This is a genomic window from Salinirubellus litoreus, from assembly GCF_037335815.1.
GTDB classification, from domain to species: domain Archaea; phylum Halobacteriota; class Halobacteria; order Halobacteriales; family Haloarculaceae; genus Salinirubellus; species Salinirubellus litoreus.
In genome coordinates this window covers 1,976,282-1,995,034 of record NZ_CP147841.1, presented here as the reverse complement: position 1 = coordinate 1,995,034, position 18,753 = coordinate 1,976,282, and the positions used below count along the sequence as shown (strand labels likewise).

Sequence of the window (18,753 nt, the reverse complement as noted above, 5' to 3'; positions counted from 1 at the left end):
GGGACCGAGCGCCGTCACGGTCGGCGCTCCGGTAGTGGGGTGGTCGCTCACGACCGTTCGGACGCCGTAGGCCCGTTCGAGCCGCTCGGCCGTGAGCACCTCCCGGGGGGGCCCGACGGCCACCAGTTCCCCGTCGGCGACGAGCGCGAGCCGATCGCAGAACCGGGCCGCGAGGTCGAGGTCGTGGATGGCGGCGACGGCCGTCCGTGAACCCCTCCGTCCCCCCTCGTCGGTCGGCTCGCAGGTGAGTTCGCGGACGAGCGAGAGCGTCGCGACCTGGTGGTTGATGTCGAGGCTCGCGGTCGGCTCGTCGAGCAGGAGGACGGGCGTCTCCTGGGCGAGCGCGCGGGCGATGAGCACGCGCTGTCGCTCGCCGCCCGAGAGTTCGCCCACGGGTCGGTCGGCGAAGGCCGCGGTCTCGGTGCGGTCGAGCGCCCGCTCGACGGCCGAGCGGTCCCCCTCGTCGGCCGCGGCGAACCGCGACTGGTGGGGCGTCCGGCCCATCGCCACCACGTCGCGGGCGGTGAAGTCGAACCCCAGCGACGTCTCCTGGGGAACCGTCGCCACGCGCCGGGCGAGATCCCTCGCCGACCGGCCGGCCACGGGCTCGCCGGCCACCTCGACCCGGCCACCTGCGGGTTCGACCAGCCCGTTGACCGTCCGCAGGAGCGTCGTCTTCCCGGCCCCGTTCGGCCCCACGAGCCCCAGGAACTCCCCGGACGGGACCGACAGCGAGAGATCTTGGAGGACCTCGCGGCCGCCGAGTTCGACGGTGAGGTCCTCGATCCCGATCACAGTTCGTGCACCTCACGGTCGCGCAGGAGGTAGAGGAAGAAGGGCGCGCCGAGCGCCGCGGTGACGATGCCGACGGGGAGTTCGGCGGGGCCGGCCCGGGCGGCCGTGTCGGTGACAACGAGAAACGTCGCCCCGGCCAGCGCCGAGGTCGGGAGGAGCACGCGGTGGTCGGGGCCGACCAGCAGGCGCATCACGTGCGGGACGACCAGGCCGACGAACCCGATGACGCCCGCGGCGGCGACGGCGGCGGCCGTCGCGAGGCTCGACGCGGCGAGTAGCACCCGCTTGGTCCGCTCGACCTCCACCCCGAGCGTGTGGGCGTCGGCCTCCCCCAGCAGGAGGGCGTTCAGGTCCCGCGCGTGGACCCGGACGAGCACGTAGGCCGGGATTGCCACCATGAGGACCGACCAGACCTTCGGCCAGGTGCTCGTGTGGAGGTGGCCCATCAGCCAGTAGACCGCGCGTTCGAGGCTGTCGCCCGCGAACAGCATGAGAAACGAGATCACGGCCCCGAGGAACGTCTGGACGGCCACCCCAGCGAGCAGGAGCGTCGCCACCGGCGTCCGGCCGCCCTCGCTGGCGATCAGGTAGACGCCGAACCCCGCGATGAGCGCCCCGGCGAACGCCGCCCACTGGAGCGAGAACGGCACCGCGAGCGGGAAGACGATGGTCGCCACCGCCCCGACGGCGGCACCCGTCGAGACGCCGATGATCGAGGGGTCGGCCATCGGGTTCCGGAAGAACCCCTGCATCACCGTCCCGGCGGTAGCGAGCGCGAATCCAACTACCGCGCCCAGCGCGATCCGCGGGAGCCGGAGGTCGCCGACGATCACCTGGTGGGTCCGCTCGACCTCGAAGGCGAACGGGTGGATCCACCGGAGACCGGGACCCTCGATCCCGACGGGGAGGACGAGCGCGTTGAGCGTCGCCCGGGCCACCTCGGCGAGCCCGATGCGGACCGGCCCGATCGTCGCGGCGACGAGCATGGCGAGGACGAGGGCCGTCCCTAACCCCCCCGACCACGCCGCGGCCCGCGCTCGCCGGTGCATGGAACGCAACTGTGTTTGGATTAGGTAAATACTTATTGCATAACGCCGACGCCCGGCGTATGCGACAGCCGACACGGACGGCAGTCCTCGTCCTCGCGCTGCTGGTGTGCCTCGCCGCCCTCCCCGCCAGCACCAGCGCCGCACCGACCGCGACGGAGGGGGGAGCGCTCGCCCACGCCGCGCAGACGGACTGTTCGTTCCCCGCGTCCGCCACCGACGCGACGGGGACCGAGGTGACCGTCTCCGAGGAGCCCGGGCGGATAGTCGTGTTACAGGCCTCGGCCGCTCAGGTGATGTGGGAACTCGGTATCCAGGATCGCGTCGTCGGGATGCCCGTCCGGCCGTACACCGAGTACCTGAACGGATCGCGGGAGAAGACGGGCGTGCTCAACGAGGACGGCTCGGTCAACCGCGAGCGGGTGGTGGCGCTCGACCCCGATCTCGTCGTCGCGCCGAACGTCGTTCCCAACGAGACCGTCGAGTCGCTCCGAAACGCCGGGATCACCGTCTACAAGAGCGGGTTCCCCTCCTCGCTCGCCTCCATCACGGAGAAGGTCTCGCTGTACGGGCGGCTCGCGGGGGAGTGCGAGCGGGCCCGCTCGGTCAGCGAGGCGTTCGACGCGAGCGTCGAGAGCATCCGTGAGAACGCGAGCGAGCGGTACAACCCGCGGGTGTTCTACTACTTCTTCAACTTCACCGCCGGACAGGGGACGTTCACCAACGAGATCGTCGAGGCGGCCGGTGGACGGAACGTCGCCGCCGAGGCCGGCGTCACCGGCTACCGGCAGGTGAACCTCGAACTGGTCGCCGAACGGAACCCCGAGGTCGTGGTCGTCACCGACGACTCGGCGGTGCCCTCGGGCGAGCCCTGGAACTCGACGGCGGCCTACCGGAACGACCGGATCGTCCGGGTGGACACGAACCTGATACAGCAGCCGGCCCCACGGGTCGTAGAACCGATGCGGACCCTCTCGACGGCGTTCGCCGCAGTCGAGAACTCGACGTCGACGCCGTCGCCGACCCCCGAGGGTGAGACCGCAGCGGCGACCCCGGAGCCGACCCCGACGCGAACGGTCTCCGACACCGTGATGGCGACCACGACGCCCGGCGCGACGCCCGACGAGACGACACCACCCGGGACGACACCCGGGGGCACGGACGGCGATGGTCCCGGGTTCGGGGTCGTCGGGGCGCTGGTGGCGCTGGTTGGGGCCGCGCTGCTCGTCGCGAGGCGTCGGTAGGCCCCCCCGGTTAGCGGCTCTCCCCGCCGGACGGATCGCTACCACCTCGACGTTCGGTCACCCGATACCCGCGGGCTTCTCCCCCCCTGCTCACACGACACCCGCTTGTCGCGCCCGCGACCCTCCGAAAGGGGCTTACGGCATCCCGCGCCACCCCCGGTATGGTCGAGAACGTCATCTACCCCGCCTACCTCGACGCGGATCTCTCGCGGGCGGAGGGTCGCCGGGTCCCGCTCGAGCTGGCGGTCCCGGACCCGGACCCCGAGGAGATCGCACGGGCGGTCCAGCAGGTCGGCTACGACGCGGTGGTCGAGCCCGACGTGACCTACTCCCGGGAGTACGAACCCAGAGGCCGAGTACTGGTCCAGAACGCCGACGACGCCGGCAAGTCCGACCTCCTGCAGGCCGTCGGCGCGTACCTCGGCGCGCTACGGGCGTGAGCCGATGAGGCGTGTCGGCGAGGTCGTCCGGACCGCCCAGGGGCTCGCGGTCGTCCGCTGTCCGGACGGGGAACACCCCCGGCTCGGGACCGCGGTGGTCGACGAGGATCTCGAGGAGGTGGGACGAGTGGTGGACGTGTTCGGTCCCGTCGAGCGGCCGTTCCTGGCGGTGAGTCCCGACGACGGCGTCAGCCCGGCGCTCCTGCTCGGCCGGCCGCTCTACGCGAGGTAGGAGAGCACGGTGTGCCCGTCACCCCGGTGGGTGACGAGGAGTCCGAACGCCCAATACCCCGGGAGTCTGAACCCGGACATGGACCGTCGGACGCTCGCCGTGATCGCCGCCATCGTCGGGACATTCCTCCTCGTGCAGGTGGGGGCGCTCGCGCTCGTCGAGCCCTTCAGGTCGGCCGGCTTCCAGGCGACCGAGAACCCCTCGGACCCCACGAACAGCTTCATCTACATCGGCGGGATCCTCGTCGCGACGGCGGTGATGCTCGCCGCGTTCCGGTTCGGCGTCGACGGGCTCATCCGCGGGCTCGTGGTGCTCTCGGCAGGCTACATCACGTTCTTCGTCTTCACCGTTCTCGTTCCGCCCTTCGTGACGGTCTACGGGTTCAACGTCCCCGCGGGCGTCCTCTCCCTGCTCGTCGTCGCGGGCCTCTACGTCCATCCCGAGTGGTACGTCATCGACGTCGCCGGGGTGGTCATGGGGATGGGCGCGGCCGGGCTGTTCGGGATCAGCTTCGGCGTCCTGCCCGCGATCGTCCTCCTCTCGGTGCTCGCCGTCTACGACGCCATCAGCGTCTACGGCACCGAGCACATGCTCACCCTCGCCTCGGGCGTGATGGACCTCAGACTGCCCGTCGTCCTCGTGTTCCCGCTCACGCTGTCGTACTCGTTCCTCGACTCGTCCCCGCCGGCGAGCGTCGACGACGAGGACGGGGACGGTGCCGCGACCGCTCCGGACGGCGGCGAACACGGCGAGCACGGCGGACATGCCGGGCACGGCGGAGACGGTGGAGACGAGCACGCCGCGACCGACCCCGACGTCTCGGACGCGGCCGAGGAGCCCGACGGGGGTCAGGAAGAGGAGGAGGAGAAGGAAGGGCCCGATTCGGCGTTCGAGCGCGACGCGTTCTTCATCGGGCTGGGCGACGCGGTCATGCCGGCGGTCCTGGTCGCCAGCGCCGGGTTCTTCGCGCCCGGCGGCGTCGACGCGCTCGCCTCGGGGCTCGCGCTCACCCTGCCCGCGCTGACCGCCATGATCGGGACCATCCTCGGCCTCCTGGTGCTGATGTACCAGGTGGCGAAGGGCCAGGCCCACGCCGGCCTCCCGCTGCTCAACGGTGGGGCCATCGCGGGCTACCTCGGCGGGTCGCTCCTCGCCGGCGTCCCCCTCGTGACGGCGCTCGGCCTCGCGCCGTACGTCTGATCCGCGCGCGGTCGCCAGCCGACCCGACCGATATTCACGGGATCGACCGAACGCGGCGGGCGCGGAAACGCAGGGCCCGTGGACGCTGGGGGAGGTGAAACGGATTTCAGTAACACGGCCTACAGAAACGTATTTCAGATTACACTTTTGGTCACGGGGCCCCTCCAGTCACACACGGGGATCGCCCCCGGTGAGAACGAATGTACGGACTCCGCTACGTCGAGGCCGCCGTCGCCACGCTCGTCGTGGGCTGGCTGGCCACCGGTCTACTCGCTCACCCCGCCGCGTTCGGGGCGCTCGTCCTGCTCGCCCTGCTCCCGCTGGCGCTGGTCGTCCTCCCGCTGCTCGTCTCGCTCGCGTTCGCCGAGCGGTCGGCGACGGTCCGCTGGTCGGGACACCCGCTCCACCTCCGGGGCAACGAGATCGCCGACGGGACCGTCCGCGCCCGCATCCGCTCGCGGCTCCGCGGGGACGACGGCGGTCGGCCACGGCCGTCGGACTGATTCGATCGAACCTCCCGCGGATCCCTTCGGCCCTCCACTCCCCGCGAGAACCGTTGGCTCGAACGCTTCGGCCCTCCATCCGATACGCGACCGGCAACCCGTCCGGGCCCGCCGGTCGATCGCTCACTCCCCGGTCAGCGCCTCGCTGGCAGGGAACATCTCGATCCCGCTCCCGACGTCGGCCTCGACCGCCTTCTCGTAGAGCATGTGGGCGGCGGCGACGGTCTCGATGGCCGTCCCGCCGCTGTCGAACACCGTCACCTCGTCGTCGGCCTCCCGGCCGGGTTCGACGCCCGCGACGACCTCGCCGAGTTCGGCGTGGACGTGGGCCTCGTCGACAGCACCCTCCTCGATGGCCCCGAGGAACGCCCCGGCGTCGCTGAACGCCCGGTCGCGCAGGTCGGGGACGTACTTCGACCGTGCGATCGTCGTCGCGTCGAGTTCGCGCTTCTCGGGGTCGTACTGGCCCATCGTGGTGACGTGCGTGCCGGAGTCGAGGAGGTCGCCGTCGAAGACGGGCTCGGCGGCGTTCGTCGCCGTGATCACGACGTCGGCACCCTCGACCGCCGCGGCGCTGGAGGCGACCGCGCCCACGGAGGCGTCGAGTTCCTCGTTGAACTCGGCGGCGAACGCCTCCCGGTTCGCCTTCGTCGGCGAGTAGACGTTCACCCGATCGAACTCGCGGACCGTCGTCGTGGCACGGACCTGGCCGCGGGCCTGCGCCCCGCTCCCGATGATGCCGAGCGTCTCGGCGTCCCGGCGGGCGAGCGCCTCCACACCCACCGCGCCGGCCGCGCCCGTCTTGTACGGGTTGAGCGACGCGCCGTCGAACAGCGCCAGCGGCTTTCCCGAATCGGCGTCGAACAGCTGGAGGAAGAAGTGGGCGTCACGGTCGCCGAACCCCGCGGCGTAGACATACCCCCCCATCGCCCCCACGCCAGGGAGGACGGCCATGTAGCCCGTGAGCATCCCCGGCGGGTCGGCGCTGACGAGCTTCGTCCGCGGCTCCGCGGGCGCGCCCTCCCCCCGGTCGCGGTAGCCCTCCCTGACGGCGTCGACGTACTCGGCGGGAGTCGCCAGGCCGTTCACGTCCTCGCTGGTGAGAAACCGGACGTCGGTCATGTACCCGCCTACCCCCGGAAGTGGCTTAGTCCCTCTGACCGGGCGGCGGCCGCCGACGCGGGTACCGGAGCTGGTCGGGAAGCGGCGGCGGCGGGGAGGAACAGCAGCGAGGGGAGAAGGAAAGAAGAAGACGAGAAGCGAGGGGAGAAGAGGTGGAATCGGATTCAGTCGGCGGCGGGCGCCGGCCCGCGGGCCGGCTCGACCTCGGGAGCGGCGTCGGTGGGTGCCCGGACGAACATGGCGTGGCAGATGAGGACGAGGGCGAACACCGAACCGACGGGAACGGCGACGGTCAGTTCGAACCCGAGGAGCGTCATGGCGGCGGCGATGGTCCCGAGTCCGAGCGGAATCAGTCCGAGAACGACGTCGTAGTATCCCGTCATAATACATCATAATAGTGAATACGGTATTAATCTTCCCCATATTCCGCCAGTACCCAACCCGGTGGCGACTCGTTGCCACTCCGTACTATATGGAGATGTTTCTCGTAACTTATGACGTGGTTACCTCGGCATAAGCGCACGACTGCGGAGATTTCTTCGAAACGGACAGTTCGACCGACCCGTCGACCCTGAGACCTCTCGGCAGTCCGGAGAGGTCGGGCGATGGGTGGCGTGGGATCGGGTGCTCGGACCCGGAAGGGGAGCGACCCGGCGAGCGCGCCGCCGGACCGACGTGTTGAAGCGTCACGGTCGGCGAGTGCGCCCGTGAACCGGAACGACCGGGCGATCACCGGGCTGGTGATGCTGGCACACGCGGCGGTCCACACCTACGAGCTCTCGCTGCCGCTACTGTTGCTCGTGTGGGCCGAGGAGTTCGTGGCCCTCGAGGTCCCCCTCCTCGGGACGTTCCCGGCGACGGCGTTCGTCCTCGGCGCGGTGCTGACGGCGGGGTACGCCCCGTTCGGGATCGGCGCGCTCCCGGGCGGCGTGCTCGCCGACGCCTACGGCTCCAAGCGGCTCATCGTCGGCTGTCTCGTCGGCATGGGTGTCGCGTTCGGCGGCCTGGCGCTCGCGCCGAGCCTGCTCTGGGTGGCCGTCGCCCTGTTCGTCTGGGGGGTCGCCGCCAGCGTCTACCACCCCGCGGGGCTCTCGCTGATCTCGAAGGGCGTCGACGAGCGCGGTTCGGCGTTCGCCTACCACGGCGTCGCCGGCAACCTCGGCATCGCGGTCGGTCCGCTCGTGACGGCGATACTCCTCTTCGTCGTCGGCGACTGGCGGGTCGTCGTCGGCCTGCTCGCGGTTCCGGCCCTCGTCGGGGCGTTCGCGGCCGCCCGCGTCGACGTCGACGAGACCGCGGCCGTGACGGCGGCCGACGGCGGCGACTCCGAGGGAGCGGGGGAGGCCCGCGCGTCCGGCTCGGTCGCCTCGCTCGGGGAGTTCCTCGCCGACTCCCGGGTGCTGTTCGCCTCGGCGTTCGTGCTCGCGTTCGGTGTCGCGATGCTCTCCGGTCTCTACTACCGCGGCGTGCTCACTTTCCTCCCCGACCTCCTGGGTCGGTTCCCGTCGCTCCAGCCGATCGAGGTCGCGGGCTATCCGCGGCCGCTCGAACCCCAGCAGTACGTCTACTCCGGCCTGCTGATGGTCGGCGTCCTCGGCCAGTACGTCGGCGGGAAGGCGACCGACCGCGTCCCCGTCGAGCTGGGGCTGGTCGCCGGCTACGCAACGCTCGCGCTGTTCGCGCTCCTGTTCCTCCCGGTCGCGAGTCTCGGGCTCGGTCCCCTCCTGGCCGTCGGCTCCGTCCTGGGGTTCGCGCTGTTCGTCGTCCAGCCGTTCTACCAGGCGACCATCGCCGAGTACACCCCGGCGGAGGCCCGCGGGCTGTCGTACGGCTACACCTACCTCGGCGTGTTCGGCGTCGGCGCGCTCGGCGGCGCGCTCGCGGGGTTCGTCCTCACCGTGGCCGACCCGGGTGCCCTGTTCGTCGTCCTCGCCGTCCTGGCGGGACTCGCGGCGCTCTGCGGGCTCGCGCTCTACCGACGACGGCGGACGAGCGGGCCGACCGTCGCGTAGGTACGAGCCCACATCCGACGCCCGTGACCCGATTACGCGGGTGCAAGACGTCCAAACGCTACGATAACCGGCTCGCCACGAGCACGCGCCAGGGAAGCAGGAGGGCGAGCCCCACGAGGAGCGAGACGACGGCGAACGCGACCGCGAAGTCCCCGGGGAAGGCAGCCGTCGAGCGGAGCGTCTGGGCGACGGCGACCGTCCCGACCCAGGCGGCAGCCGTCCGGACGGCCGCCGCGCGCGCCGAGCGCCTGGCGGCTGGGGCGTAGACGCCGACCAGCGGCGCGAGGACGACCCACCCGAGCAGGAACGGGGCGGCGGTCCCGGGCGCGCGGGCGAACGCCGTCGGCGTCACGCCGAAGTGGCTGAACTCGCCGAGGACGACGAACGTCAGCAGGAGGAGGACGTCGACGCCGGCGATCGCGGCCGTGAGCGGGGACAGTTCGACCCGCCCGCCGAGGGCGGTGTCGGTTCCGGTGCTCATGGGGGCCCGTTCGGGGTGACGTGACTTCACTCGTTCGGGACAGCGTACATACCCCTCGCACCCGTGGGATCGGATATGACCCCCGTCCCCGCGGTGCTCGGGTGGCCGCCGGGCCCCCGACTCCGACTCGACTACAGGGCGTTCGCCTACGCGGGGAAGTTCGTGATGTCCTCGACGGGCAAGGCCGTCCTCCTCGACGCCGGGGACCCTCCCTCCGGGGACGAAGGAAAGGACGGGACGGACGGGGCGGACACGGTTGCCGACGCCCTCCTCGACGAGGCGGACCGCGAGCGGCTCGCACGCGCCGCCGAGGAGGAGGGCTGGTCGCCGGACGCGTCCATCCTCGCGGCGGTGGCGTTCAGCGAGGACCGGACGGACCCGGAGGTACTGTGTATCCGGTACGTGACGGTTCGCAACGATCGTCAGGGGGAAGGGCTCGGCCCGCAGTTGCTGCGATTCCTGTGTGATCGGGCCGACGAGCGGGGGTACGACCGGATCCGAATCGGCGTCAACAACGCGTTCTCCTACGAGGCGGCCTATCGGTCGGGGTTCGGCTGGACCGGCGAGGAGACGGGACTCGCAGAACTCGTCTGTGAGTGGCCCGCCCCCGACGGGCGGTCGGCCGAGCGGTACCGCGCGGGTCTCGACCGGTTCAGGGCCCCCGAACGCGAGGCGAGCGAGGCCGAACGGTCGTTCCTCGAGTCCCGGGGGGAGACGCCCCCTGCACGGGTCGGCACGGTTGGAACGTTCCGCAACTGACCCGGTACGTTATTTACCTCCCCCGCGTATTGACACGCAATAGCATGACTTTGTCCCCCGTCGTCGCCACTATGATATCGACGGAAAGCGCAATGGGAGCCGAGGCGATCTGTTCGCCCGCCGGCTGCTTCTCCGCCGCGCTGTTGACGCAGGCGCTTATGTGGATCGGTCTCGCGGCGCTGACGGTCTTCGCCCTCGCCACGCTTGCGTTCATCCCGGACGCGCGGGCCGTCCTCCGAGACGAGCGCGAGCGCGCCAGTGACGAGCGCGACGCCTTCGCCCGGTTCGTCCGGCGCGTCGCCGACGTAGACGTGACGGCCGGACAGGGGTACGCCGCAGGGGGGAACGGCGCGAACCAGGGAGTGCCGGGATCGGGACCCGGCCCCGGGACGCTCGCACTCGCGGGGGGCGGCGGGAGACCACCAGACGACCACGTGGCGGAGGCCAGGCGGGCCTACCGCGAGACCGTGATGTCGGTCCCGCACTACGAGGAGGAGTACGGCGAGTCGCTCGCGGAGAACGTCTCGGCCGAGTTCGGCGAGAGCGTCGCCATCGCCCTGGAGGGGGCCGAGGCGTTCACGCCCGGACTCAGGCGAACGCTGGTCGACGGTGCCGAGACCGCCCGCGACAGGCGCAACTCGCTGGTCCGGGCCATCGAGAAGGAGGAGGCGACGCTCAGGGAGGCCGCCAAGAGCCTCTCCGACGTCGAGTCCGACGTCGAGTCGATAGAGGGGGGATCGACGCTGTCGCTCTCGTTCGAGCAGCTGATGGACCGCTGGGGACACCTCTACGATCTGGAGCAGGAGTGTGAGGCGGTGCTCGAGGAGCGCCAGGAGACGATCCGGTCCGGCTACGGCGTCCCGCTCCGCCTCGACGGTCCCATCAGCCTCCAGGAGTACCTCTACGACTCGCTCCCCGTGACCCACCCGGTGCTCGCGGAGACGACCCGCCTGCTCGATCTCGTCCGTGGCGTCCAGGACTCGACGTCGGTCGCGCTCTCGCGCCGGGTCTGAACGCCGTCGTTCCCGCGTCTCGTTCCTCCCGTTACGCCGACCGAGCGGGACGCTCTTGTCCCGGGCGCTCGAGGGAACGGGCAATGGGAAACGCGGACCTCCGACAGCTCGCACACATCGAGGACGTCGCCTTCGGCGACCTGACGGGGTCGGTCGTCGCCGTCGACGCGCACAACTGGCTCTACCGCTACCTGACGACCACCGTCCGGTTCACCCGGAGCGGGGCGTACACGACCGCCGACGGCGAGGAGGTGGCGAACCTCATCGGGATCGTCCAGGGGCTCGCGAAGTTCCTCGAGAGCGACGTCACCCCCGTGTTCGTCTTCGACGGCGGCGTCTCGGGGCTCAAGGCCGACGAGGTCGCCGAACGCCGCGAACAGCGCGAGCGCTACGAGGCCGAACTCGAGACGGCCCGCGAGCGCGACGACGTCACCGCGGCCGAGATCTCCACGCTCGAATCCCGGACCCAGCGACTCACCGAGGTCATCCAGACGACCTCCCGGGAGCTCCTCGAACTGCTCGACGTCCCCGTGATCGAGGCCCCCGCCGAAGGGGAAGCACAGGCCGCCCACATGGCCCGCCGGGACCACGTCGACTACGTCGGGAGCGAGGACTACGACACGCTCCTGCTGGGCGCGCCGCTGACCCTCCGCGGACTCACCTCGAAGGGCGACCCCGAGCTGATGGACTTCGAGGCCACCCTCGACGAGCACGACCTGACCTGGGAGCAGCTCGTCGACGTCGCCATCCTGATGGGGACGGACTTCAACGAGGGCGTCTCCGGCGTGGGCCCGAAGACGGCCGTGAAACTGATCCACGAACACGGCGATCTCTGGGGTGCACTGGACGCTCGCGAGGCGTACGTGGAGGGAGCCGACCACATTCGCGAACTGTTCCTGAACCCGGACGTGACCGACGACTACGAGTTCAGCGAGGAGATAGACCCGGACCTCGCCGCCGCCCGCGCGTACGTCACCGAGGAGTGGGAGGTGCCCGAGGGCGAGGTCGAACGCGGGTTCGAGCGCATCGAGGAGGCGGTCACGCAGACCGGGCTCGACCGGTGGACGTAGGTACCGCGACGCGAGCGGGTCGGCCGCCGGCGAACGACCGGACCGCGTCGAGTCATACGGACGGTTGTAGTCCTTTACCGATGGTCGCCCGGACGGGATCGGCGACCACCGGAAATCGTTACAACCGTCCGTATCAGCAGGAGCAGTAGTACTCGTTCGAACCGAACTCGGTCTCCACGAGCCGGGCGGTCGGCGCAGGATCGCTCGGCGCGTACACGCCCGTCGTCAGTCCTCGCTCGGTCTCGAACCTGCCCGAGGCGAGGCGCGTCCACGTCTCGCGGTCGAGCACGTCCGCGAACGACGGCTCGCTCGCGAGCACCTCGAAGTAGTCCCGCAGGTAGACCCAGGTCGCGTCCGTCGCGTCGCCCCCGTCGGTCCGGTCGCCGGCCCGGACCCCGGTTCCCTCCTCGAGGGCCTCGGCGTAGGCGGCATACGGCAGATCCGCCCCCGCCTCGACCGGGAGACCGATCCACTTCCAGGGCCGCGTGTTCAGGTCGATCAGGACGAACTCCTCGCGTGCGCGGTCGTAGACGAACTCGGCCTCGCTGATGCCGTGGTACCCGGCGTCGTCGAGGAGGCCGTACGCCCGCTCGACGATCTCCGGGCTCTCGACGGAACGGACGACACAGGACGTCCCGTACCCCGTCGGGTTGCGGACCCGCGCGTTGCCGACGATACCGACGGCGTCCTCGACTCCGGCCGGCGGGACGTAGCTCACCACCGAGCGGTCCTCGCCGACGGCGACGTCGATCCGCTCCTGGAGGAGCAGGCGGATGTCGGCGTCCTCCGCCGTGGCGACGACCGAGGCCAGTTCGTCCGCGTCGTCGACCTCCAGCACGTTCGTGCCGAGCACCGCCTCGCCCTCGCGCTTCCGGGCCGGCTTCACGACGAGCGGGAAGCCGAGACGGTCGGCCGCCTCGTCGGGGTCGACCGCCGCCAGCGAGTAGGTCTCGGGATACGGGACCCCGAGGTCGGCACACCGTCCGTAGAGCGACTCCTTGTCGAGGACGGCGTCGTACGTTCGGTGGTCGAACGGGAGGCGTACCCCCTCCGGTCGAGCCTCGGCGAACGCGTTGACCCACTCGTCCATACAGGTGAACGCGACGGGTTCGTGTCCGATCTCAGTAGTTACGTCCTCGACGTCCTCCCGGAAGGCGTCGAGGTCGTCGAGCGGGTAGGTCACCTGCCCGGCGTACGCCACGGCCTCGGAGGGGGGCGCGACCCCCCGCCCGGTCCGGTCGAGCGCGATCACGGGGACGTCGTGTGCGGCGAGCGCGCGGGCGACCCCGAGGCCGGTGATGTGCGCGTTGGCGACGAGCGCGGGCGGGCGGTCGAAGGAGGCGTCCGCGAGCGCCGACCGTAGCCCCGCGGTCGAGTGAAAGGTCTCGGCCATGGCCCGCGGTTCCGTTCCAGTGGGGTAAAGCCGTTCGACACCGGCAGTGCCCGTCGGTACCTCGGACGCCGCTCGATCCGCGATCGGACACGGTACTTATCCCGACCGGGGGCCTGCCGTCGGGCATGAGCATGGACCTCGCGGAGATTGAGAAACTCATCGAGGGAGCGATCGAGGACGCCGAGGCCACGGTCCGCAGGGCCCGCGGCCCGGAGGACGACGACCACCTGGAGGCGCTGGTGGTCTCGCCGGCGTTCGAGGGCGTTTCGCTGGTCGAGCAGCACCAGATGGTCCACGAGGCGCTCGAAGGGCGGCTGACACGGGACATCCACGCGCTTGAGCTCCGGACGCGGACGCCCGAGGAGTAGGGAGCGCAGGGAGCGGAGTCCTCGTGAGCGTCAGCGAACGAGGGCCTCGTCGGTCGAGGGTACGAGGCCGACCGCCGGGAGGCCTCGACTGCGAACGGCGAACGCGGTGAGCCGTGAGCAGCGAGTCCGACGGAGCGACCGAGCCCTCCCAGAAGCGAGCGGCGAGCGTATCGAGCCGCGAGCAGGGTGGCCGACCGGAGGGCGGCCACTTCCGTCCGGAACGGCGAAGTGAACAGCGGGAAACGGGCGGACCACGGGAGCGGCTGACGGGCGGGCGGGACTACAGCCCCGGTGGCTCGTCGAGTCCGACCATGATCTCGTGGGCCTCGACGTCCTCGAGGGCGGCGACCTGGCCGCCGACGTCGACCAGTTCGCCGTCGGACTCGAGGGTGATCGCGGCCGTCTCCCGGTTCGTCCCCACCGAGACGTCGACGACGCGACCGGAGACCTGGCGTCGCTCGCCGGTCACGACGTCCCGACCCCTGACCGACGCGTAGAACGTCTCCCCGTCCTCGGAGCCGTCGCGGAGGTCCTCCACACAGCGGCGGATGGTGGCGTAGCGCCGGGGGAACGACCGTTCGCGGTCGGCCTTCGCCAGCCTGCGTGCGGACGTCCAGACGACGGTGTTGAGGTAGCCCGAGACGAGGAATCCCAGCTCCGAGCGGTTGAAGATGACGCCGTAGCGGTCGCGGTCGTCGCGGAGGGCGTCCTGGGTGGCGTAGACGGAGTAGGTGCCGTCGGCGACGGCGACGACGGGCGTCGTCACCCCCCGTCGGGCGCGGGTGGCGGTGGCGATCCGTGTGTAGTCGTACTCGTCCGGCGGCGGGACCTCCTCGGCGGGCGAGACGAGCAGTTCGATGCTGACGCCGGCCTCGCGCCGCTCGCGCAGCGCCTCCTCGAAGCGGTCGACCAGCGACGGGGTGAGCGAGATGACCAGCTCGTACTTGGCCGACTCGATGACGTCGCCCAGGTAGCGGAGGATCGTCGAGCGGGACTTGATGAGCGAGACCGCCTCGGAGTCGCGGGCGGGCTGGGTGTACGTGGCCGCGAGCTCCTCGACCAGTTCGTCGAGCGAGCTTCGTATCCCCTCGAAGGACTCCTCGGGATCGACCGCGAGCACCTGCATCGGCCGGGACTCGCGGAGTTCGACCAGCCCGTTGTCCGCGAGGCTCCGGACGGTGTCGTAGACTCGGGGCTGGGGGATGTCGGTGTGGTCGGCGATCTCCGCGGCGGTCAGCCGACCGTGCTCAAGGATGACGAGGTAGGCCTCGGACTCGTACTCGCCGAAGTCGAACCGGCGACCGACCCGTTCGAGGGTCCCGCGGAGTTCCTCGGATACCATTTGTCGACCGTACCGCGTCGGGGTACTTGCCTCTGCCCCTCTCGGGACGCCGTGCCGTCCGTCCCGGTCCGTCCCGGTCCGTCCCGGCTACCCGCCGTCGCCGACGCGGAGCACCTGCAACAGCGAGTAGACCGGGACGCCCGCGACGTCGTCGAGGCCCTGCTTGTCGACGAGGACGCACCCGGCGACGGGATCGCCGCCTTCCTCGCGGACGGCCTCGATCGTCTCGCGCATGGTCGTCCCGCTGGTGATGATGTCGTCGACGACGTAGCACTCGCGCTCGCGGATGGTCGCGAAGTTCCGCGAGAACGTCCCGCCGCTCTCGACGTCCTCGATGTCGCCCTCGTTCCACTGGTGCTTGCGGGGGGCGTAGGCACCGAGGTCCGTGTCGAGTTCGCGCGCGACCGTCGTCGCCAGCGGGCCGCCCGCCTTCTCGATGCCGATGGTCAGGTCGACGTCCTCGCCCTGCTTGGAGAGGAGGTCGGCCATCGCCGCGCCGGCGTAGGAGAGCCGTGCGGAGTCCCGACCGATGGCGCTCCAGTCCACGTGGATGTCGTGCGGGCCGGTTCGGCGCTCCTCGGCGGGTTCGGCCGCGGGCGTACTGGTCCCCGACCGTTCGACCAGCCACGAGGCGGTCTCCCGGGAGACGTTGAGTTCGTCCGCGATCTCCCCCTTCGAGAGCCCCCGCTCGGCGAGTTCGGCCGCACCGGCGATCAGGTCGTCGACGTTCTTCATAGTATGTCGAATTGGACCGCCCGTTTAATGCTTGTTTCGTCGTCGACGAACGCCTCCTCGAACTCCTCGACGGGGTGGACGCCCGTGACGAACGCGTCGACGAACCAGTCTGGGAACGACGCGATGTGGTCGGCCGCGCTCCGGAAGTGGTGCTTCGCGGAGTTGACGCTCCCCACGACCGCCTTGTTGTTCATCACGAGGTCCTTGTGGATCGAGCCGCCGTCGACCTCGAACGTCCACGGTTCGGGGACGCCGAGCAGCGCGAGGACGCCCGCTGGCGCGAGCGAGCGGACGGCCTCGAAGGGATGGCGGGCGAAGCCGGTCGCCTCGAAGGCAAAGTCGATCGGCTCGTGGACGTCGCCCACGCGGTCGACGGGCGTCCGCCGCGAGTCGATATAGGTCGCCCCCAGCCGCTCGATGATGTCGATGGTGGGGTCCGGTCGGTCCCGGCGGCCGACGCAGTACCGTCGGTCGTAGCCGTCGAGCACTGCGAGCGTGAGCAGGCCGAGCGAGCCGTTGCCGACGACCATCGCGCTCTCGGGGCGCCAGTCGAACGCCGACCGGGTGGCGTAGGCGTGCTCGATCGCCTTCTCGGCGACGCTCACCGGCTCGACGAGAAAGCCCAGCGTGGCGAGCTCCTCGGGGATGCGGAGGAGATACTCCTCGCGGCTGGTGAAGTACTCGGACATGAACCCGTGTGCGCCGGCGATGCCCCGTTCGAGCGTGGCCTCGGGAGGTGCCATGTCGGCCTGATCGCGGGCGAACCAGCCGTTCGGGTCGCCGTTCGGCGGCCGACGGACCGTCGGGACCACCACGTCTCCCTCCTCGAGGGAGGTGTCGTTGGGATCCTCGACGACCCCGACGGCCTCGTGGCCGAGCACGAGGAACTCCTCGTCCTCGGGGAATCCACCGTGACCTCCCTCGATGACCTCGTAGTCGGTGCCGTCGACGCCGACCCGGAGGGTACGGACGAGCGCCTCGCCCGTGGAGGGCTCGGGACGAGGGAGGTCCAGTATCGTGGGGGCGTCGCTCCCACGGGTGATGGCGATGGCCTGCATAACTCCCCTCTGGAGCCACCGGGCAAAAAGATTTACCCTATCGCGAGTAAATATTCAGACAGAAGGAGAGAGTGGAGCCGGGGGGGTGAGAGCTCGGCCGATCCGACCACGGCCCTTAGGCGACCCCGACACCACTCGGAGATATGGAACGATACGACCAGCTCTACCGGCTCTACGGGGAGTTCGACACCGCGACCCTTCGGGACTACCGGCGGTTCGTGGACATCCTCCCGCCGATGGACTCGCGGGTCGCGCTCGATCACTGGGACGAGGCGAACCGGGAGCTGGAGACGCGGGAGGACGCCATCGGTGAGGCGTTTCCGACCGCCGGCGAGACGCTCGCGGACGTGGCCGCGCACGCGACCCGCGAGCAGGCGTTCACCGCGCTCGACCTGTTCACGAAGTACGGCCGCGAGGTGAAGGTCCTCGTGCTGGACGTCGACGAGACGCTCCGCTCGGCGGGGAACACGGACAACGAGATCCCCCGCGAGACGCTCCACCTCCTGACGGAGTTCCACGAGTCGGGGACGCCCATCGTCGTCTGCACGGGACAGACCCTGGAGAACGTCAAGGGGTTCGCCATCCAGGGGATGGGCAACGAGATGGTCCACTCGGGGGAGCTGAGCATCGTCTACGAGGCCGGAACCGGCGTGTTCACGCCCGGGCACGGGCCCGACACCAAGCAGCTCCTCTACGAGGACCTCGATTCCGAGATCCGGTCGGTGTTCGACCGGGTTCGCTCGCGCGTGCTCACCGAGGCCCCCGACGCCGTGCGCCGGAACTGCCACCTCCAGGGCAACGAGTTCAACGTCACGCTCAAGCCCAACTTCGAGACCGGGAGCGACCGCGCGAGAGAGGTGATAGACGAGGCGCTGGTACACGAACTCGACCTGCTCGGTGGGGCCATCGCCGAAGAACTCGACATCGAGACGGCGGAGCCCGGTACCTGGACCCGGAGCTACTACGCCGGGCGGGATCCGGAGATCCGGGACGTGCTCGAAGCGGGCGGTGGGACGGTCGACGAGGGGGGAACGGACGTTCCAGGGGAGGTCCGCGAGGTGCTCGAACGGATCGACGTCGCGTACTACGAGGCCGACGCGGCCGAGATCGGCAGTCTGGAACTCAACAAGGTCGTCGGCGTGGAGGCGGCGTTCGACGTGCTCGGCGTCGAGGACCCGTTCGCGGTGATGATGGGCGACTCGAAGAGCGACCTCCGGGTGATGGAGTGGCTGGCGGAGACGGGGACGGGCATCGCGGCCGCCCCCGAGCACGCCTCGACGGACGTCCTCGAACACGTCCGCTCGACCGACGAACTCGTCTTCGACCGCGGGAACGCGGCCGAGATGCTCCGGACGGTCTACGCGCTGAATCGGCTCGCGGCGCTGGAGGGGTGACACACTACCGGAAGCGTGCTCGGCGTATCCTCCGAGAGCGAACGCCACGAGGGGCATCCCCTGCGACGAGCATCCGCGCGAGCGGAGCGAGCGCGGTTCACCCGCGGTGAGCGACCAGCGGGAGCGAGTCGCGCGTTTTTGAATCCAAAGTTTTGCCGCGAGCGAGGCACTCTTCGAGTGCCGAGCGAGCGTGCAAAAGTTTGGTTGCTAGTCCGCGACCTCGAACCGGAGCGTGTCGCCCGAACGGACCCGACTGCTCGGCGCGAGCCGCTCTGCCGGCGTGGGGAGTTCGCGGAACGCGACGGTGTCGGAGCGGAGTCGGCCGCCGTCGAGGATGGCCGGTTTGACCTGCGGGCCGTACTCCTCGGCGAGCTGCTCGACGATGTCGACGACCGTGGTCTCCTCGGACACGGGAACCGTCGCGCGACGGGCACCCGCCCGGGCGATCAGCGAACCGGAGAGCCTGACTTCTGCGCCCATGGTGCGGCAGAGTATGCCTAACGACAAAAAGTTTACTCACATTCGAAAAAGACAGGTGGCAACCGT

Annotated in this window: 20 protein-coding genes and 1 pseudogene; 11 read left to right on the top strand and 10 right to left on the bottom strand. The window is 70.4% G+C overall.

Annotated features, from left to right (window positions below; all coding sequences use genetic code 11):
* Positions 1-6: 6 nt before the first annotated feature.
* Positions 7-795: pseudogene (locus WDJ58_RS09830) on the bottom strand (ABC transporter ATP-binding protein); the annotation flags it as partial.
* Positions 792-1,844 (bottom strand): vitamin B12 ABC transporter permease BtuC, encoded by a 1,053-nt coding sequence (btuC, locus tag WDJ58_RS09825; RefSeq protein ID WP_338917521.1) that lies wholly within the window; start codon positions 1,842-1,844, stop codon positions 792-794. The gene btuC and the pseudogene WDJ58_RS09830, both read right to left, overlap by 4 nt.
* Before the next feature lie 59 nt (positions 1,845-1,903).
* On the opposite strand from btuC, the gene WDJ58_RS09820 reads away from it, so the two are divergent.
* The 5 genes from WDJ58_RS09820 (at position 1,904) to WDJ58_RS09800 (ending at position 5,460) form a co-directional block, all read left to right on the top strand.
* Positions 1,904-3,085, top strand: a complete 1,182-nt coding sequence (locus tag WDJ58_RS09820; protein WP_338917519.1) for a PGF-CTERM-anchored ABC transporter substrate-binding protein — start codon at positions 1,904-1,906, stop codon at positions 3,083-3,085.
* A gap of 161 nt (positions 3,086-3,246) precedes the next feature.
* Positions 3,247-3,525 carry a signal recognition particle subunit SRP19 gene (gene srp19, locus WDJ58_RS09815; protein ID WP_338917517.1) on the top strand — a complete coding sequence of 93 codons (279 nt, stop codon included), beginning with the start codon at positions 3,247-3,249 and terminating at the stop codon, positions 3,523-3,525.
* A gap of 4 nt (positions 3,526-3,529) precedes the next feature.
* On the top strand, positions 3,530-3,757 hold the full coding sequence (locus tag WDJ58_RS09810; protein WP_338917516.1) for an H/ACA ribonucleoprotein complex subunit GAR1: 228 nt from the start codon (positions 3,530-3,532) through the stop codon (positions 3,755-3,757).
* A gap of 78 nt (positions 3,758-3,835) precedes the next feature.
* Positions 3,836-4,957, top strand: a complete 1,122-nt coding sequence (locus WDJ58_RS09805; RefSeq protein ID WP_338917515.1) for a presenilin family intramembrane aspartyl protease PSH — start codon at positions 3,836-3,838, stop codon at positions 4,955-4,957.
* A 200-nt stretch (positions 4,958-5,157) separates the two neighbouring features.
* Positions 5,158-5,460, top strand: coding sequence for a hypothetical protein (locus WDJ58_RS09800; RefSeq protein WP_338917514.1), 303 nt, complete (start codon positions 5,158-5,160; stop codon positions 5,458-5,460).
* A 123-nt stretch (positions 5,461-5,583) separates the two neighbouring features.
* Here the strand turns inward: WDJ58_RS09800 and WDJ58_RS09795 are convergent, their stop codons facing one another.
* Positions 5,584-6,582 carry an ornithine cyclodeaminase family protein gene (locus tag WDJ58_RS09795; RefSeq protein WP_338917512.1) on the bottom strand — a complete coding sequence of 333 codons (999 nt, stop codon included), beginning with the start codon at positions 6,580-6,582 and terminating at the stop codon, positions 5,584-5,586.
* Positions 6,583-6,746: 164 nt separating this feature from the next.
* The gene (locus WDJ58_RS09790; RefSeq protein ID WP_338917510.1) at positions 6,747-6,965 is read right to left on the bottom strand and encodes a hypothetical protein; all 219 of its coding nucleotides are present in this window, start codon (positions 6,963-6,965) and stop codon (positions 6,747-6,749) included.
* 360 nt (positions 6,966-7,325) lie between these two features.
* On the opposite strand from WDJ58_RS09790, the gene WDJ58_RS09785 reads away from it, so the two are divergent.
* The gene (locus WDJ58_RS09785) at positions 7,326-8,594 is read left to right on the top strand and encodes an MFS transporter (RefSeq protein ID WP_380661583.1); all 1,269 of its coding nucleotides are present in this window, start codon (positions 7,326-7,328) and stop codon (positions 8,592-8,594) included.
* Between the two features lie 58 nt (positions 8,595-8,652).
* Here the strand turns inward: WDJ58_RS09785 and WDJ58_RS09780 are convergent, their stop codons facing one another.
* Positions 8,653-9,075 carry a DUF3054 domain-containing protein gene (locus WDJ58_RS09780; protein ID WP_338917506.1) on the bottom strand — a complete coding sequence of 141 codons (423 nt, stop codon included), beginning with the start codon at positions 9,073-9,075 and terminating at the stop codon, positions 8,653-8,655.
* Positions 9,076-9,150: 75 nt separating this feature from the next.
* Between WDJ58_RS09780 and WDJ58_RS09775 the strand changes: the two genes are divergently transcribed.
* The 3 genes from WDJ58_RS09775 (at position 9,151) to fen (ending at position 11,917) form a co-directional block, all read left to right on the top strand.
* On the top strand, positions 9,151-9,834 hold the full coding sequence (locus tag WDJ58_RS09775) for a GNAT family N-acetyltransferase (protein WP_338917504.1): 684 nt from the start codon (positions 9,151-9,153) through the stop codon (positions 9,832-9,834).
* 71 nt (positions 9,835-9,905) lie between these two features.
* Positions 9,906-10,847: a DUF7260 family protein gene (locus tag WDJ58_RS09770; RefSeq protein WP_338917503.1), complete on the top strand. Its 942-nt coding sequence runs from the start codon at positions 9,906-9,908 to the stop codon at positions 10,845-10,847.
* 83 nt (positions 10,848-10,930) lie between these two features.
* Positions 10,931-11,917, top strand: coding sequence for a flap endonuclease-1 (fen, locus tag WDJ58_RS09765; protein WP_338917502.1), 987 nt, complete (start codon positions 10,931-10,933; stop codon positions 11,915-11,917).
* Positions 11,918-12,050: 133 nt separating this feature from the next.
* Here fen and WDJ58_RS09760 read toward each other — a convergent pair whose 3' ends face one another.
* Positions 12,051-13,310 (bottom strand): carboxylate--amine ligase, encoded by a 1,260-nt coding sequence (locus tag WDJ58_RS09760; RefSeq protein WP_338917501.1) that lies wholly within the window; start codon positions 13,308-13,310, stop codon positions 12,051-12,053.
* Between the two features lie 131 nt (positions 13,311-13,441).
* Here WDJ58_RS09760 and WDJ58_RS09755 point away from each other — a divergent pair, with 131 nt between their 5' ends.
* Entirely contained in the window at positions 13,442-13,678 is a 237-nt protein-coding gene (locus WDJ58_RS09755) for a BolA family protein (protein ID WP_338917833.1), read from the top strand.
* A 280-nt stretch (positions 13,679-13,958) separates the two neighbouring features.
* On the opposite strand, the gene trmB is transcribed toward WDJ58_RS09755, so the two are convergent.
* From trmB to WDJ58_RS09740, 3 genes are all read right to left on the bottom strand, one after another.
* Positions 13,959-15,020 (bottom strand): HTH-type sugar sensing transcriptional regulator TrmB, encoded by a 1,062-nt coding sequence (trmB, locus tag WDJ58_RS09750; RefSeq protein ID WP_338917500.1) that lies wholly within the window; start codon positions 15,018-15,020, stop codon positions 13,959-13,961.
* Between the two features lie 87 nt (positions 15,021-15,107).
* Positions 15,108-15,755, bottom strand: a complete 648-nt coding sequence (gfcR, locus tag WDJ58_RS09745; RefSeq protein WP_338917499.1) for a transcriptional regulator GfcR — start codon at positions 15,753-15,755, stop codon at positions 15,108-15,110.
* Entirely contained in the window at positions 15,752-16,813 is a 1,062-nt protein-coding gene (locus WDJ58_RS09740; RefSeq protein ID WP_338917497.1) for a glucose 1-dehydrogenase, read from the bottom strand. The genes gfcR and WDJ58_RS09740 overlap by 4 nt, the downstream gene beginning before the upstream one ends.
* Before the next feature lie 143 nt (positions 16,814-16,956).
* On the opposite strand from WDJ58_RS09740, the gene WDJ58_RS09735 reads away from it, so the two are divergent.
* Positions 16,957-18,207, top strand: a complete 1,251-nt coding sequence (locus tag WDJ58_RS09735; RefSeq protein ID WP_338917496.1) for an HAD family hydrolase — start codon at positions 16,957-16,959, stop codon at positions 18,205-18,207.
* 207 nt (positions 18,208-18,414) lie between these two features.
* Here the strand turns inward: WDJ58_RS09735 and WDJ58_RS09730 are convergent, their stop codons facing one another.
* On the bottom strand, positions 18,415-18,687 hold the full coding sequence (locus WDJ58_RS09730) for a hypothetical protein (protein ID WP_338917495.1): 273 nt from the start codon (positions 18,685-18,687) through the stop codon (positions 18,415-18,417).
* Positions 18,688-18,753: the final 66 nt, after the last annotated feature.

Bases quoted from the DNA above. Each gene is read 5' to 3' on its own strand.
- btuC (WP_338917521.1), bottom strand. From the start codon at position 1,844: ATGCACCGGCGAGCGCGGGCCGCGGCGTGGTCGGGGGGGTTAGGGACG.
- WDJ58_RS09820 (WP_338917519.1), top strand. From the start codon at position 1,904: ATGCGACAGCCGACACGGACGGCAGTCCTCGTCCTCGCGCTGCTGGTG.
- srp19 (WP_338917517.1), top strand. From the start codon at position 3,247: ATGGTCGAGAACGTCATCTACCCCGCCTACCTCGACGCGGATCTCTCG.
- WDJ58_RS09810 (WP_338917516.1), top strand. From the start codon at position 3,530: ATGAGGCGTGTCGGCGAGGTCGTCCGGACCGCCCAGGGGCTCGCGGTC.
- WDJ58_RS09805 (WP_338917515.1), top strand. From the start codon at position 3,836: ATGGACCGTCGGACGCTCGCCGTGATCGCCGCCATCGTCGGGACATTC.
- WDJ58_RS09800 (WP_338917514.1), top strand. From the start codon at position 5,158: ATGTACGGACTCCGCTACGTCGAGGCCGCCGTCGCCACGCTCGTCGTG.
- WDJ58_RS09795 (WP_338917512.1), bottom strand. From the start codon at position 6,582: ATGACCGACGTCCGGTTTCTCACCAGCGAGGACGTGAACGGCCTGGCG.
- WDJ58_RS09790 (WP_338917510.1), bottom strand. From the start codon at position 6,965: ATGACGGGATACTACGACGTCGTTCTCGGACTGATTCCGCTCGGACTC.
- WDJ58_RS09785 (WP_380661583.1), top strand. From the start codon at position 7,326: ATGCTGGCACACGCGGCGGTCCACACCTACGAGCTCTCGCTGCCGCTA.
- WDJ58_RS09780 (WP_338917506.1), bottom strand. From the start codon at position 9,075: ATGAGCACCGGAACCGACACCGCCCTCGGCGGGCGGGTCGAACTGTCC.
- WDJ58_RS09775 (WP_338917504.1), top strand. From the start codon at position 9,151: ATGACCCCCGTCCCCGCGGTGCTCGGGTGGCCGCCGGGCCCCCGACTC.
- WDJ58_RS09770 (WP_338917503.1), top strand. From the start codon at position 9,906: ATGATATCGACGGAAAGCGCAATGGGAGCCGAGGCGATCTGTTCGCCC.
- fen (WP_338917502.1), top strand. From the start codon at position 10,931: ATGGGAAACGCGGACCTCCGACAGCTCGCACACATCGAGGACGTCGCC.
- WDJ58_RS09760 (WP_338917501.1), bottom strand. From the start codon at position 13,310: ATGGCCGAGACCTTTCACTCGACCGCGGGGCTACGGTCGGCGCTCGCG.
- WDJ58_RS09755 (WP_338917833.1), top strand. From the start codon at position 13,442: ATGGACCTCGCGGAGATTGAGAAACTCATCGAGGGAGCGATCGAGGAC.
- trmB (WP_338917500.1), bottom strand. From the start codon at position 15,020: ATGGTATCCGAGGAACTCCGCGGGACCCTCGAACGGGTCGGTCGCCGG.
- gfcR (WP_338917499.1), bottom strand. From the start codon at position 15,755: ATGAAGAACGTCGACGACCTGATCGCCGGTGCGGCCGAACTCGCCGAG.
- WDJ58_RS09740 (WP_338917497.1), bottom strand. From the start codon at position 16,813: ATGCAGGCCATCGCCATCACCCGTGGGAGCGACGCCCCCACGATACTG.
- WDJ58_RS09735 (WP_338917496.1), top strand. From the start codon at position 16,957: ATGGAACGATACGACCAGCTCTACCGGCTCTACGGGGAGTTCGACACC.
- WDJ58_RS09730 (WP_338917495.1), bottom strand. From the start codon at position 18,687: ATGGGCGCAGAAGTCAGGCTCTCCGGTTCGCTGATCGCCCGGGCGGGT.